Annotated in this window: 14 protein-coding genes and 1 tRNA gene; 8 read left to right on the top strand and 7 right to left on the bottom strand. The window is 56.9% G+C overall.

Going from position 1 to position 12,987, the window contains the following annotated elements; genetic code table 11:
- Positions 1-4 precede the first annotated feature (4 nt).
- On the bottom strand, positions 5-838 hold the full coding sequence (locus HMPREF3169_RS03770) for a DUF3662 and FHA domain-containing protein (protein WP_061925629.1): 834 nt from the start codon (positions 836-838) through the stop codon (positions 5-7).
- Between the two features lie 189 nt (positions 839-1,027).
- Here HMPREF3169_RS03770 and HMPREF3169_RS03765 point away from each other — a divergent pair.
- Positions 1,028-1,112, top strand: a tRNA-Leu gene (locus HMPREF3169_RS03765).
- A 432-nt stretch (positions 1,113-1,544) separates the two neighbouring features.
- Here the strand turns inward: HMPREF3169_RS03765 and bioD are convergent.
- A complete protein-coding gene (gene bioD, locus HMPREF3169_RS03755; protein WP_061925667.1) occupies positions 1,545-2,192 on the bottom strand; it encodes a dethiobiotin synthase in 648 nt (215 codons plus the stop codon).
- A complete protein-coding gene (locus HMPREF3169_RS03750) occupies positions 2,189-3,430 on the bottom strand; it encodes an adenosylmethionine--8-amino-7-oxononanoate transaminase (protein WP_070455728.1) in 1,242 nt (413 codons plus the stop codon). The genes bioD and HMPREF3169_RS03750 overlap by 4 nt, the downstream gene beginning before the upstream one ends.
- Positions 3,431-3,569: 139 nt before the next feature.
- On the opposite strand from HMPREF3169_RS03750, the gene HMPREF3169_RS03745 reads away from it, so the two are divergent.
- Positions 3,570-4,259, top strand: a complete 690-nt coding sequence (locus HMPREF3169_RS03745; RefSeq protein ID WP_148132098.1) for a hypothetical protein — start codon at positions 3,570-3,572, stop codon at positions 4,257-4,259.
- Here HMPREF3169_RS03745 and HMPREF3169_RS03740 read toward each other — a convergent pair.
- Positions 4,228-5,439, bottom strand: coding sequence for an FtsX-like permease family protein (locus HMPREF3169_RS03740; protein ID WP_070455725.1), 1,212 nt, complete (start codon positions 5,437-5,439; stop codon positions 4,228-4,230). The genes HMPREF3169_RS03745 and HMPREF3169_RS03740 overlap by 32 nt on opposite strands.
- A complete protein-coding gene (locus HMPREF3169_RS03735) occupies positions 5,423-6,019 on the bottom strand; it encodes an ATP-binding cassette domain-containing protein (protein ID WP_005530582.1) in 597 nt (198 codons plus the stop codon). The genes HMPREF3169_RS03740 and HMPREF3169_RS03735 overlap by 17 nt, the downstream gene beginning before the upstream one ends.
- A gap of 111 nt (positions 6,020-6,130) precedes the next feature.
- On the opposite strand from HMPREF3169_RS03735, the gene HMPREF3169_RS03730 reads away from it, so the two are divergent.
- The 4 genes from HMPREF3169_RS03730 to HMPREF3169_RS03715 all read left to right on the top strand — a co-directional run bounded on the left by HMPREF3169_RS03730 (position 6,131) and on the right by HMPREF3169_RS03715 (position 10,118).
- Entirely contained in the window at positions 6,131-7,165 is a 1,035-nt protein-coding gene (locus HMPREF3169_RS03730) for a sensor histidine kinase (protein ID WP_070455724.1), read from the top strand.
- A complete protein-coding gene (locus HMPREF3169_RS03725) occupies positions 7,162-7,803 on the top strand; it encodes a response regulator transcription factor (RefSeq protein WP_005530578.1) in 642 nt (213 codons plus the stop codon). The genes HMPREF3169_RS03730 and HMPREF3169_RS03725 overlap by 4 nt, the downstream gene beginning before the upstream one ends.
- Complete coding sequence (locus HMPREF3169_RS03720) at positions 7,800-9,206, top strand: DUF5129 domain-containing protein (protein ID WP_168161744.1); 1,407 nt, start codon at positions 7,800-7,802, stop codon at positions 9,204-9,206. The genes HMPREF3169_RS03725 and HMPREF3169_RS03720 overlap by 4 nt, the downstream gene beginning before the upstream one ends.
- Positions 9,207-9,287: 81 nt before the next feature.
- Positions 9,288-10,118, top strand: coding sequence for an alpha/beta hydrolase (locus HMPREF3169_RS03715; protein WP_061925679.1), 831 nt, complete (start codon positions 9,288-9,290; stop codon positions 10,116-10,118).
- Positions 10,119-10,215: 97 nt separating this feature from the next.
- On the opposite strand, the gene HMPREF3169_RS03710 is transcribed toward HMPREF3169_RS03715, so the two are convergent.
- Entirely contained in the window at positions 10,216-10,728 is a 513-nt protein-coding gene (locus HMPREF3169_RS03710) for a hypothetical protein (protein WP_083286050.1), read from the bottom strand.
- Between the two features lie 97 nt (positions 10,729-10,825).
- Positions 10,826-11,221, bottom strand: a complete 396-nt coding sequence (locus HMPREF3169_RS03705; RefSeq protein ID WP_049151471.1) for an NUDIX hydrolase — start codon at positions 11,219-11,221, stop codon at positions 10,826-10,828.
- 93 nt (positions 11,222-11,314) lie between these two features.
- Here HMPREF3169_RS03705 and HMPREF3169_RS03700 point away from each other — a divergent pair, with 93 nt between their 5' ends.
- Positions 11,315-12,166, top strand: a complete 852-nt coding sequence (locus HMPREF3169_RS03700; protein WP_070455719.1) for an ABC transporter ATP-binding protein — start codon at positions 11,315-11,317, stop codon at positions 12,164-12,166.
- The gene (locus HMPREF3169_RS03695) at positions 12,166-12,987 is read left to right on the top strand and encodes an ABC transporter permease (RefSeq protein ID WP_062036348.1); all 822 of its coding nucleotides are present in this window, start codon (positions 12,166-12,168) and stop codon (positions 12,985-12,987) included. The genes HMPREF3169_RS03700 and HMPREF3169_RS03695 overlap by 1 nt, the downstream gene beginning before the upstream one ends.

Below are 12,987 nucleotides of genomic sequence, written 5' to 3'. Positions count from 1 at the left end.
GGGTTTAGTAGTTGTGGTTGTTCTCGGTGCCGGTGATACGGACCTCGATGTGGGAGTGTCCCATGGTGATGACGTCTCCGTCGGCCAGCAGCCAGTTTTCAATTGGCGTCTCGTTGACGGTGGTGCCGTTGGTGGACTGCAAATCTACCAAGACGGCATCCTGTCCGTTCCACGTAATCTCCGCGTGCTGGCGGGAAACGCCAGTGTCGGGCAGGCGAAGGTCGGCGTCGTTGCTGCGGCCGATGATGTTGGAACCTTCCCGCACGTGGTACACGCGGGAGGAACCATCCTGCAGCATCAAGTTCACTGCGGGGCCCTGCGAGTGTGGCTGCTCTGAATTTTGATCCGGTGCCATAAAGGTGGTGGTTGCTGCCTCGTCTGCATTAAACGGGTTACTCATGTGGTCCTCCTGACCATCGTCTTCGTGGAAGATTGCGTCGAATCCGGTTTCCTCGGCGGGTTCGTGATCAATAAACGAAGACACTCGAAGCTGTCCTGTACGTAATCCTGATTCCTCCGCGATGCGTACGATGACCGGGCCGGCGAATGACCAGCCGTGGTTTCTAACAAAGCGGGTGAGTTGGTCGGCGAAATCTGCGGGCAGATCTGGGTCACGGGAGAGGTTTTCCAAGTCCTTGGAAGATACGCCTACTGTCATGACGTTGGGGCTGTAGAGGTTTTCGTCATCACCGCGTGCGAGATTGTCCTGCGCCTCCTGCTTGAGGAGCTCTTCAATCTCCGCGGGAACGACCTTGCCTCCGAAGACAAAGGCCATGCCATTGTCCAAGCCTCGTTGCATGGCGGAATCCAGCTTCGCGAGCTTTTCAAAAATTGCCACGTGCTGTCCTCCTTTTCTATGACAGGCTAATTATAGGGTGCCTACCCCTTCTAAACGTAGCCGCGCCGCCTAAAGTTCCGATGCTTTTAAGGGGCTTTTCCCCAGAAAACTTCGTGTTTGCCTGCGGATTTGTAGATTCTTAGCTACTGCATGCTAATGTTAATTGGTCGCCAAGACACTCAATACCCAGCCCGGGTGGCGGAATTGGCAGACGCGCTGGCTTCAGGTGCCAGTGTCCTTATAGGACGTGCGGGTTCAAGTCCCGCCCCGGGCACGCTGTGAAGTCTCGAGACATCGTTCCTTTTGGATGGTGTCTCGAGACTTTTCGTTTTACCTTTTAGAAAGTGCTTCCAAGGCCCCGCAGGTGATTACTGGAAGGGATAGCGAATGCTGTACATGGTTCCGGGTGCGTTGGCCGGAGGGCTAGTCTATGTAATTCTCCTAGTGCTCAGCTGCGTCATCAGCGTCATTTCTGGGCGGAGATATCGGCTCGGTGCGCATGGCCGATTCATTGTTTATTGTCTCATTGCGGTGGGTTTCATGATCTTTTTGGTTGTGGCCGGAGGCGGAGGCAACTGGGCCACCCATATGCAGGCGAGTGGTTACATTTTGGCTGGCTGCATCTTGAGTGCCATAGACAGCAAGATTGTTCCAGGGGATGAGGAAGCCGAGTCATGAAAGACCCTTTCCGGTTGCGTGGGCCAATCTAGAGGCCGCCTAAGAGATCCCACTGCGCTGCTTGGGCGCAGAATTCCTCTTTGCTTAACGAACCTGCGCCGGTAGGAATACAGCCGAGCAGTGGCACGCCGGTGACCTTGGGAAGCTCCGTGATATTGAGGCGAGTGGCGAGGTCCGGCTCTTGTGGCAGCATGCCGCCAACCAGCCCTTTGACGTGAATGCCGCGGGCGCGGGCAGCTTCCACGGTGAGCTCAGCGGCGTTGAGGCTGCCCAACATCAAGCTGGTGACTATGAAAAGCTCGGCGCCGAGGTCACGGGCGACGTCGGCAAGCGTGAAGCTATCCGCGAGCCGAACCAGCAGGCCGCCCGCGCCCTCCACGAGTACGACGTCTGCATTGATGCTGCGAATCCACGCCAGCACCTCCTCTTTTTCGGCCTGCGGTAATCCCGCGCGCCGGGCAGAAAGGTTCGGCGCTAGAGGCTCCGGGTAGTGCTTGAATTGCCGGGATTCCACGCCGGTAAGGCGTGTGACCGTGGCGCAATCGCTCGTATCTCCTGTTTGCAGTGGTTTCGCCACCACCACATGCTTGCCCGCCGCTTGGTACTGCGCGGCCAGGGCCGCCGTGGCAATGGTCTTTCCCACATCCGTATTGGTTCCGGTGATGCAATAGATCATGCGACCTCCCCGGCGGCAACGACGGCGCGGCAAATGCGCGCTACTTCCTCATCGGTACAGATATATGGCGGCATTGTGTAGATGAGCCTGCCGAATGGGCGCAGCCATACGCCTTCTTCAAGGGCCGCCGCGGTGGTCGCTTTCATGTCCACGTCATGGTCCATTTCCAATACACCGATGGCGCCGCGCACGCGGGTGATGCCGGGGGCGTCGCTAAGCCCTGCGCGTAAACCTTGCTCAATGCGTGCGACGTCCGCGCGCCAGGTGCCTTCCGCAATCATGGCGGTGGACTCGGCTGCCACCGCGCAGGTCAGGGGATTGGCCATGAACGTCGGCCCATGCATCAATGCGCGTGGCTGCATCGTCTTCGCCACCTTTTGCGTGGCCAGGGTTGCTGCCAACGAGACAAACCCACCCGTTAGCGCCTTGCCCACGCACATGATGTCGGGCGTGATTCCTGCCGCCTGCGTCATGAAGAGCTCACCTGCGCGACCAAACCCGGTGGCGATTTCATCCGCGATGAGCAAGATTCCGTGCTTATCGCATAACTCCCGCACGCCTGCGACTAGCTCTAGGTCGTGGAAGCGCATTCCGCCTGCGCCCTGCACGCCGGGTTCGATGATGACCGCGGCGACTTCTTCGGTGATAAAGGACTCGAAATTATCCAAGTATTCCGCCCGCTGCTTAGCCGAGGCGCCTTTCGTGGGCGGAGCTGGGGCAAAGATCTGCTCGGCAAGGATGCCCTTCCACATAGAGTGCATGCCGCCTTCCGGATCGCATACGCTCATTGCGGTGAAGGTATCGCCGTGATAGCCCGAGCGCCAGGTCAAAAGCTTGGTGCGGCCGGGTGGCGAACACTGCAGCGCCATCTTTACCGCCACTTCCACCGCGACGGATCCGGAATCGGAGTAGAAGACCTGCGCGTACTGGTGGTTGGTCAGATCCATGAGGTTTGCGGTAAGCCGCGCCGCCGGTTCGTGAGTGAGCCCGCCGAACATGACGTGGCTGAACCTATCGATCTGATCCTTCGCCGCCGCCACCAGCCGCGGGTGCGAATGGCCGTGGCATGCCGCCCACCAGGAGCTCATGCCGTCGATGACGCGTTGGCCATTTGCGAGTTCTAAATAGGCACCATCGGTGCGCAGTACCTGCAAGGCTGGCGCGCCGGGCGCGGCATAGGGGTGCCAGATATGGGTGGAGTCGATCGCAGCGACTTGAACACTGTTCAAAAAAGGCATGGAATTATCTCTACCACAGCAATAATCTCTTTTAAGACTGTAATTGAACAACGTTCAAGGCCGGGTGTAGCTCCCGCGCTGTTCTTTCTTTCCTTGGCCATCGGAACTTCTCTAGCAGGCAGTCAAGTATCTTGAAATCATGAGGAAATTCGTTGCTGTTTCGAGTGCTGTAGTTGCGTTGAGCGTTGCCGGTTGTTCATCGGAATCCGAAAGCGATTCTCCGAAGCCGGTATTCCGTGAGACTGCCGAACAACAAACCGAGTCCACCGAGAAAACTGAGTCCACAGAACAGACCCAGCAGCAAGCAGATCCGCAGCCGGTAGTAACCGAAACGGTAACTGCGGAAAATAAAGAAAATGAAGAGGAAGAGTGCGCGGACGGCGGCTCTGATTTGCAGAAGCGATTCGCCAACGGCGCGAAGGGCGTTCTCAATACGAATGAAGATAGTTTTAAGTTCCACTACACGGTCAGTGACGGCGCCTATGATCCGTGCGCGGAGCTTAGCTACGCCGTACTGGATGGCGCCTTCGGTGACGAAAACGGTCCTGCCGGAACGGGTGCATCAATCGCAGGCGGAATCCTCATTTGGTCCGAGGGTGAATTGGTCGGCGGCCACGGTATTACCGCTTCTTCCGTGGAAGAGGCTTCCGTGGTGGGAGACGATGAAATCGAGCTCACCGTAGGCAATCGCGGCCGTTCTACCGCAGAGGGAATTACCGAAACCGCACGCGTGCGCCTAGAGGTTGAAGATGGTCAATTAGTCCCAGTTGGCGGAGACATTGAGCAGTACAAGTCCTTTACGGACGGACGTGTGCAGCTGTATCCCTAAAGTTTGTGGCCAACCCGCATTTGAAGCCGGAAAGACCCATAAACATCACACCGGCTTGCATTATTAACGCCTGCCACCAGAAGCCGGTGAGCGCGTATTCTCCTGTCATCCCGTGGTTCATGAGCAAGACGATGAAGAGCGTGAGCGCGGACAGTAATCCCGTCGTGGTTGCTGTCAGCGCGAAGGCTTCACCGATTTGTACCCGGAAAATGCTGTTCCTGGCAGCACCCGCCAAAGTTAGCGCCCCTGCGTCGTGAGCGATCCGCTTGCGCATTAACAGCGAAGTAGTAAACGCCGCCATCACGCTCGGCGCGATCGTCGGCCCGAGTACCACTACGAACACCTGCCACGGCGACATCGTAAACTCCTCCTCCATGCTCAACATGGCGCGGAGACCTGAGCCCACGGCGATGATGAGGCCGCCGAACAAGATCCACGGCATGATATGTGGTGCGGTGAAGTTGCTGCGTACGCGCACGTTCGCGCCAGCGATGCCGAGAGGTCGGGTCCACTGCATAAGCAGTGGCAACATCCATGGAACCAGGAATGCGAACAAGAGGATAAGGCCCAAACACGCGGACATTGCATCTATCGGATCTTCGATCAAGGTGCAGGCAAACAAGATCCCGGCACCAAGGATTAAAGCGAGCGCACACTTGGCAGCTGTCCACCGTGGCATCCCCGAACGGTAGATGCGCCTTAATGACAAGAATCCACCCAGTACTGCGGCAAGTACGCACACCGCACTAGCAAGCACAACACCGCCCATCGTCACGGAGATACCGTCCACTCGAATGTTGTCGCGGTGGAAAGCATCGAGTGCGAAGTCCGTGAGAAATGTAGCGCAAAAGGCGCCAGGAACCGCACCGCATGTAGAGACCGCCGCAATCTGACCCAGCACGAGTACAAAGATGAGCCAATTGGGCATGCCCACCATGCGCCAGCTGCGGTAGATGTGGATGTGCTCGTCGATGATGAGCTTCATCTGCGAGAAAATGATGAGAATATTGGAGCAGATAGCCAGCCCGAGGATGGTTCCGCCCAGAGAAGTTGTGTCATCATCGGTTGCGTTAATGAGCGCTACGGCGAGCGAGAATCCCATTCCGGAGATAAAACACGTCAGCGCCACCGCCAGCCAGGAAGGCCAATTGCTGTGTAGATCCTTAAGCCATACGGACATGGTGTTCCTCCAGCTTGTAGATGCGATCGGCCTTCGCGGCGGCCGCGTGCGAGTGGGTGACCATTACCACCGTGCTGGGTACGCGGACGAGATGATCCATGACCACGTCCGCCGTGTCGTCGTCCAACGCGCCGGTGGGCTCGTCGGCGAAGATGAAGGGGGCGTCGGCAAGCAATGCTCGCGCCACCGCGACGCGTTGCTGCTGTCCGCCCGAAAGCTGTGCCGGTAAGCGCTTTTCCAGCCCGCCGATGCCCAAGCTCTCAAAGGTCTGGTGCAGCTTCGCCGGGCTGCATTTACGGCCGGAGAACTTCGCCGTAAGTTCCGCGTTCTGCTGGGCGTTAAGCGATTCCAGGAGGTTATAGTCTTGGAACACGAAAGCGCGGTGCTTGCGCCCCGGTGCATTGACCTTGCCGGTTGTAGGTTTGTCGAGGCCAGAAAGCAGGCCGAGGAGCGTTGACTTGCCGCTTCCGGAAGGGCCCATGATGGCCACGAACTCGCCCGGTTCAATGCGCAGCGAGAGGTGGTCTAGCACCAGATTCTTGCCGTATTTCTTCGTGAGATTTTTTGCGATGAGTGTCATGCTTTCGATTTCACGTTGAAAGGCGCGGTATTCCGATGGGGGAGACTCCCAGAAATTTAGGGGAGCTAGCTCCACTGCGTGTGTCCGAAGTGCGGATTAGGGTTGTACTCTATGGCAACTTTCAAATCCGTGGCGTGGAATCTAGTGCTAGCGCTGCTGTGTATTCCCGCTGCTGTGGTTTCCGTTGTCATGCTGCCGTGGATTCCGCTCGTTGCGTCCCTCATGGCCGTCATTACCCGCGGCGGCGCACGGTGGTTGGGCGTGAAGATTCGCTACCGCACCCCACATCGCTGGTTTGATTGGCAGCAGTTCTATCACCTTCTGATTCAGCTTTTGCTCTCGATTTTGAGCATGGCGTTGTGGCTGTTCGTGGGGTCTATGACGGTGGTATTCTTCATCGCTCCTTTCTTCACGGATAGGTTCAACATCGGTAGCCTCGTCATTGAAAATCGAGCCCTGGCTATCGTGGTGAGCTGGACGTTTGGCTGCCTGTGCTTGCTGGTCCTTATCTTTGGCGCGAAGTTTTTAACCTTTCTTTCCGTGAGCACCACCCGCCTGGCGTTGGAGAGCGATGCGCGAGCCACGCTTATCGACGCCTTCTCCGGCGAGCGCCGCCGCATCGAACGGGAGCTACACGACGGCCCGCAGCAGTACCTCACCGCGCTCAAGCTCAACCTAGCCGCGGCGAAAAGGGGAGACACCGCGGCTCTCGACGCCGCCGACCACAACGCCAGCCTTGCTCTGTCTGCCTTGCGCGACACGGTCCGTGGCATCGCGCCGCAGGTCCTCTTCGATAATGGCCTGATTGCGGCTCTCGAAGAACTCCTCGTCCATTCCGGGCTGGAGACCACCCTCGAATGCAAAGGCGAAGAACGCTCCCTTGATGAAACCAGCGCCTTGTTGGCCTATCACTGCGTGGCAGAGGGGCTAACCAACGCCGTAAAGCACGGTGAGGCCACCGCAGCGACTGTGAAGCTGGATTACCGAGAAGGAATAAAAATTTCCATCACCGATAACGGGCACGGGTTAACCGCAGGCGAGGGAACCGGCATCGCCGGCCTGGAAGAGCGCGCCATAGCCCTGGGCGGAAGCGTGAAACTAGAAGACACTGATCAGGGCGCACGGTTAAGGATGAAACTGCCATGAAAATTTTGCTTGCTGAAGACTCCGCCCTGCTGCGTGCGGCAATCGAACAACTCCTGCGTTCCTTGGACCATGAGGTCACCACGGTCGAAGATGCTGATCAATTGCGTGCTGCGGCAGAAGGATTCGACATCATTGTCACCGACGTCAGGATGCCGCCGCTTTTGCAGGACGACGGCCTGCGAGCAGTCAATGAGATTCGCAAACGTACGCCCGAGCAGCCCGTCGTGGTGTTGAGCCAATACGTCGCCGCCAGCTACTTGGACGGGCTCATCGAACACGGCGGATTCGGCTATCTACTCAAGGAAAGAATCGCCGATGTGGATGAGTTCATCCATGCACTGGATACGGTCTCTGCAGGTGGCACCGTGGTAGATCCGGAAGTCGTGAGCACTTTGCTCTCCTCCCGGAAGATGGGCGTCGATAAGCTCACGCCCCGAGAACGCGAGGTACTAGCCTTGATGGCACAAGGCGCCAGCAATCGCGAGATCGAAGGCAAGCTCGTGCTCACTGCCGGTGCAGTAAGCAAACACGTGGCGAATGTTTTCATGAAGCTCGGGTTCAGCCCCGAAGACGAAAACCGCCGCGTCAAGGCAGTCCTGGCATGGCTGCGCACCAAGCGAGAATGGAGATTGGAATGAAAAAGATTCTGGCGGCATCTGCAGCAGCAGCGCTTTTGGTTGGCGGCGGCACTGCTTTCGGTGTTGCCACGCTTGCGGCATCTCCGGAGCAAGCAGATTATTCCGTCGAGAGGTCCGCAGACGTCAAGGTCGAGATCATGGATCCCGAAGATGTCTTAAACCCCGATGACGAAGCACGCATGCGTCGTGACGTTGAGCGAATCCACTTCGCAGCTCCGGTCAAGCAGCTGAACTACCTTGTCTTCAAAAAGAACAAGGACGAGGTAGAAGATTCCGTCGAAGAGTATCTACGCGATAATCACCCAGACCTCATTGGCGATGACCATTTCACCGATGGCCAGCTCTTCGTTGGCGTGGGCCTCGATCCACGTCAGGCTTTCATCTTCGCGGGCAACGATGTGGGGAAGGACCTGTCCCTGGAACTAGAAGATGGTCATTTGGAAGACGCAATCGAAGAGATCAAACCGGGCGTGAAGGCAGGAAATATCCCGGCAGGTCTTTTCGCTGGCGCTGACTATGCTGCCGATGCAGACAAGGTCAGTGAGGAGCTTTATTCCGATGCTAAGGCTAACCGCGGTCTCGGTATTGGCTTTGGTGGTTTCGGCGCGGGTGCGGCTGCCGGAGGAATCGTTGCTGCGGTGGGTGCTACGCGGCGTCGGAAAGCGCAGCGTATTGCGACCGCCCGTGAGGATTGGAAATACGTTTCACGGGCTTATGGGGATATCGCTCAACGCTTGAATGCCATCGACGTGCGTGCGCACTCTTTGCAATCAGCGCTTGTCGACGCCCGGATGCGCGAGGAATGGGAGCAATTGCGCGACGAGTTCCTCAATCTCGACGATAAAGTTAGCGCTTTTGCCAGCCTGAACGAGCAGTCCTCCGACGAGAAATTCGAACAAGCGGCGAGTGGAATCGAGGAAGCGAAATCCATCTGTGGCCGCGTAGATACCGCAGAACACAACATCGACCGTCTGTATGCCGTCGAGCATGCTGACGTTAACGCGCGCCGCAAGGAACTCTATGAGCTACGCAAGGACCTGATTGAGGCGCGCACGGAATCCACGGGCGGGGTCGCGGAAGAAGCATCCCGACTGATTGCCGTTTCCGAGGAGATCGATGCGGCCGCGCCTGAATTTATGGATCGTTACCTCGAGCTAGTGGAGCGCGCAGCCACGCTCTTTGGGCAGATCCAAACGCAGTTACAAAAGGAAAACGAAGCGGATGAATTGGCGGCGCGCCCGCGTATTGACGAGCCTTCCTTCTATCCGGGAGTGGGTTATCACGGATTCGTACCTTTTATGGCGATCAGCTCATGGAACAGCGCTTCCGTAGCTTCTTCACCCAACGTGAGCAGCAACTTTAGCTCGGGGTTCTCCGGCGCTGGTGGTGCCTCGAGTTTCTGACACTTTGAGTATTGTCCGAACGTACACACCCGGCTACCCTATCTTGAATAAAATCCGTGAGCAGGGTCTATTCTGTGGGGCATGCGTCGAATTACCACCTTCCTCACGGCTTCTTTTCTAGCCGCTACCGTGTCCATCGCACCTGCTCAAGCTGCCACTTTTGAGACCTCAGTGCCAGAGAGCTATGGCATCAACGATCCGAGCTGCGTTTCTGATGTTGAGCCAGTGGTTCTCATTCATGGCACCAGCGATAATTCCTCGGCCTGGACGGATCTGATTCCGCGGCTGCAGGAGCAAAACATGTGCGTGTGGGCATTCGACTACGGCGCGGACGATGTCACGTTGCAGAATGCAATCCCGGCCATGAAGGCGATTGGGGATCTTGATGCTTCTGCTCGCGAGATTGCAGAGCAAATCGAGTATGTTCGGTCCGCTACTGGCTCTGACAAGGTCAACCTCGTGGGCCATTCCCAGGGCGGGCTGCACACCAAGACTTTCACGCAGCTCTACGGTTCCCCAGAGGAGGTCTCCCGTGTTGTCGCAATCGGTGGCAACTATCACGGCACTACGCTGAGCGGTATGGGACCTGCGTTGAGTGATATTGCCAAGGTTATGCCGAAGCTGGCTGCCTTCTTGGGCACTACGGCCGGCATTCAGCAGCTGCAGGGCTCGGACTTTATTGAGAAAATGAACAAACTGCCCGATACCGCGCCGGGGGTTAAGTACACCTCGATCTATAGCCCGGCGGATACCACCGTCACGCCGAACGAAACCTCGAAGCTTACTGCGGTACCAGGCGCCGACGTTGAAAACGTCAGCTTGGGCGACGTCTGTGAGGCCCCAGCAGCGCATCCAGATCTGCCGCACGATTCTTGCGCGCTCGATCAGGTTATGTGGGGTCTTACCCGCTAATGATTCATGGGGCACTCGCTTGTCGACGTCGTGGCAAACAAATGCGCTACCTGCCGCGAGTGGTTCGCCTGCACGCGGACGAGTACTTTCTGCCCTCCTAGAAGGAAGAAAGCTGCGAAACCTGGGACTGTGCCTGGGAGAAGAGATCCTGGATGATTTTGTTGATGTCCGGAATACGGAAGACCTGCGGGCCAACCGGCACATCAACCGTAGGCTGGCCCGGAACCACACCAACCGAAATCACGTTTGCTGGGGCAGGTGCTGGTTTTGGGGCAGGTGCTGGTTTTGGAGCTGGAGCTGGGGCTGGTTTTGGAGCCGGAGCGCCACCATTTAGACCACAACGCGCGATCGCCTCATCCGCGCGCGCGATGGCATCGCGGATTTTGCCACCACGCGGGTGGAAATTAGCAGCGGCGAGCGCCTGGGACTTCTTGGAGTTGTAGTCGGAAGCGTTGGTGTAATAGCGGCTTGCCTGATCGCAGGAGATCTGGCCCGCAGGAACCTTCGCGAGGTAGTCATCCACCATGTCGGCGGAGGCGGCTGGGGTGGCAAGGGAAACGGTGATTGCGGTGGCTGCAGTCAACAGTGCGGACTTACGTACTTTGCTCATGCAGGCCATTGTGCCATGAAAGTGCAGTAAGTGGAAGGTTTACTCGGCCAAGGACAGCATCTTCAACATATCGCTCTGTGCTGCTCATGACCGCAATCTAACAATGCTTCTCGCGTAGTGCAGGGGTTTTCAGAAGCGGTGCGAGTTCAACGTGAGGTTCGGCCAAATCTACCCATGCGTACTCGGCAATCTCCGCTGCAATGTTTGGGATGACAGGGGATGGATAGCTGAAGACATCTGCAATGACCTCATGATTTTCCTCGTTGGCGGCGGCTGCGCGGAAGGTGCCGCGTGGGCTAAGTAGGGCACCATCAAGCGTGACGCCAATTTCCTCTCCTACCTCGCGCACTGCAGCTTGGAGGGGCGTTTCGTCGGGGTCTGGCTTACCACCCGGAAACTGAAACGCGGTGGTGTTTTTCTTTCGCACGCAAAGGACATGGCCTTCTGAGTTGTGGAAAATGACAGCGCTTACGTGAATTTCTTGTGTTGGCATGGAGACGAGCTTATCAGGACATGAAGTAACCCCCTTCCAATATGTAGTACATGTGCTATCTTCTTTAGTGAGGATTGAACCGAAGGGAGTGTAATGACTCGAGTAATTGAAATCGACGGCCTGGCTTTCTCCTATGGTGCGAAGAAAGCTCTGGGCGGAGTGGACTTGCATGTTGACCCCGGCGAGGTGGTGTGCTTGCTTGGCCCAAACGGTGTGGGAAAGACCACGCTGCTGGAAAACATTGTGGGCACGTTGACTCCAACTGCCGGCAGGGTTCGTGTTTTCGGGCAGGACCCTCGCAGGGTAAAGGCCGGGTTCTGGTCTCGTGTGGGTTTGGTTCAGCAGAATTGGTCCGACCACCCCAAGTGGCGCGTTAAAGACCAGTTGGCATGGGTTGGTGGCATCCATGAAACCCACTCACCGGCAGCAATGGGGGTTGAGCAGGCGCTTGAGTTGGTGTCTTTAGGGGATAAGGAAAATCAGAAGATTTCGAGCCTGTCCGGTGGCGAGCGGCGTCGCCTAGATTTTGCGGCAGCGCTCATCGGTGGGCCTGAGTTGTTACTCCTAGATGAGCCGACGACGGGGCTCGATCCGGTCTCGAAGACACAAATGCACGACGTGATTATGGACCACGTGGATCGTTCTACCACGGTCCTTATGACCACCCACGATCTCGCTGAAGCTGAAAAGCTCGCCAGCAGAATCATCATCTTGGGTGAGGGAAAAGTCTTAGCAAACGGCAGCCCTATGCAGCTGCGCTCAGCACATTTGGGAACTGCGGAGGTCTCGTGGGTTGCAGATGGGGTGCGCAACGTTCATGCCACGGAAACGCCAGAGAAATTTCTGCAGAGCCTTCCTCTTAGTTCCATCTCTGAATTAACCGTGACGCGTCCGACGCTAGAGGATGCCTACCTTTCCATCGTGAAAAAGAATGGGGAACAGTAATGAAAATCTTCAAAGCAGCCCTCCGCCAGGCGGCAAGTGACATTCGGCCGCAGCTTGTAGGCGTCGGAGCGTTCATGGTGTTCGCGCCCGTTCTGTTTATCGTGGTGATGGTTCGCCAAAGCTCGCAGGAGATGATTGAGCAAACTTCGACTTCGTCGGTAATTCTCGCTGGTTTGGTCGGCAGCTTTTCGACGTTCGTGATAATGCAGATTGCTGCCGAGTTCTATAGCGACAGATTAGGCGGCGCCTTAGTGCGCGCGCGAATGTTGCCTAATGGCTCGTGGGTGTGGGCAATCGGCAAGACAATCTCTTGTGTAAGCGTCGTATTCATCATGCAGGCAGTACTGCTCTTTGCCGCACTTTTTATCTTGCCGAACCTAGAAATTTCATGGGGTCGTATTGTTCCCATGCTGGGCATCGCTTTGCTCTCGAATCTAGCCGCAGCACCTTTGGGGCTGGTGCTCGGTGCGTTCATGCGTGGGACATATTCACAGCTTGTCGGTTATGCCATCGTCATAGCGCTGTTTTCTACCAGCGGCAGCTTTATCTCCTTGGCTGACGTTCCTCGCTGGATACAGATTCCGCAGCTCATCCTGCCCTTCTACTGGTCCGGACACCTATCGCGGTGGATCTCGGATAATCCTGCGCAGTGGGAGTACGGCGGAGAATTCACCCCTGTGCTAGCTGTGGGGGTTCTTCTTACTTGGATCATCGTTGGATTTATAGTTGTTATTGCCTTGCTACGCTATAGCTTCCGCAAGGAGACTTTTGGCTCCCTCGCCAATATCCAATCCAAGACTCGGGCCCAAATCGGAATTTAG

The sequence above is a fragment of the Corynebacterium sp. HMSC08C04 genome, assembly GCF_001807495.1.
In the GTDB taxonomy this organism is placed as follows: Bacteria; Actinomycetota; Actinomycetes; order Mycobacteriales; family Mycobacteriaceae; genus Corynebacterium; species Corynebacterium simulans.
This window is presented reverse-complemented; position numbering and strand designations above follow the sequence as displayed.

Bases quoted from the DNA above. Each gene is read 5' to 3' on its own strand.
- HMPREF3169_RS03715 (WP_061925679.1), top strand. From the start codon at position 9,288: ATGCGTCGAATTACCACCTTCCTCACGGCTTCTTTTCTAGCCGCTACC.
- HMPREF3169_RS03745 (WP_148132098.1), top strand. From the start codon at position 3,570: ATGAGGAAATTCGTTGCTGTTTCGAGTGCTGTAGTTGCGTTGAGCGTT.
- HMPREF3169_RS03750 (WP_070455728.1), bottom strand. From the start codon at position 3,430: ATGCCTTTTTTGAACAGTGTTCAAGTCGCTGCGATCGACTCCACCCAT.
- HMPREF3169_RS03700 (WP_070455719.1), top strand. From the start codon at position 11,315: ATGACTCGAGTAATTGAAATCGACGGCCTGGCTTTCTCCTATGGTGCG.
- HMPREF3169_RS03710 (WP_083286050.1), bottom strand. From the start codon at position 10,728: ATGAGCAAAGTACGTAAGTCCGCACTGTTGACTGCAGCCACCGCAATC.
- bioD (WP_061925667.1), bottom strand. From the start codon at position 2,192: ATGATCTATTGCATCACCGGAACCAATACGGATGTGGGAAAGACCATT.
- HMPREF3169_RS03740 (WP_070455725.1), bottom strand. From the start codon at position 5,439: ATGTCCGTATGGCTTAAGGATCTACACAGCAATTGGCCTTCCTGGCTG.
- HMPREF3169_RS03730 (WP_070455724.1), top strand. From the start codon at position 6,131: ATGGCAACTTTCAAATCCGTGGCGTGGAATCTAGTGCTAGCGCTGCTG.
- HMPREF3169_RS03695 (WP_062036348.1), top strand. From the start codon at position 12,166: ATGAAAATCTTCAAAGCAGCCCTCCGCCAGGCGGCAAGTGACATTCGG.
- HMPREF3169_RS03725 (WP_005530578.1), top strand. From the start codon at position 7,162: ATGAAAATTTTGCTTGCTGAAGACTCCGCCCTGCTGCGTGCGGCAATC.
- HMPREF3169_RS03705 (WP_049151471.1), bottom strand. From the start codon at position 11,221: ATGCCAACACAAGAAATTCACGTAAGCGCTGTCATTTTCCACAACTCA.
- HMPREF3169_RS03735 (WP_005530582.1), bottom strand. From the start codon at position 6,019: ATGACACTCATCGCAAAAAATCTCACGAAGAAATACGGCAAGAATCTG.
- HMPREF3169_RS03720 (WP_168161744.1), top strand. From the start codon at position 7,800: ATGAAAAAGATTCTGGCGGCATCTGCAGCAGCAGCGCTTTTGGTTGGC.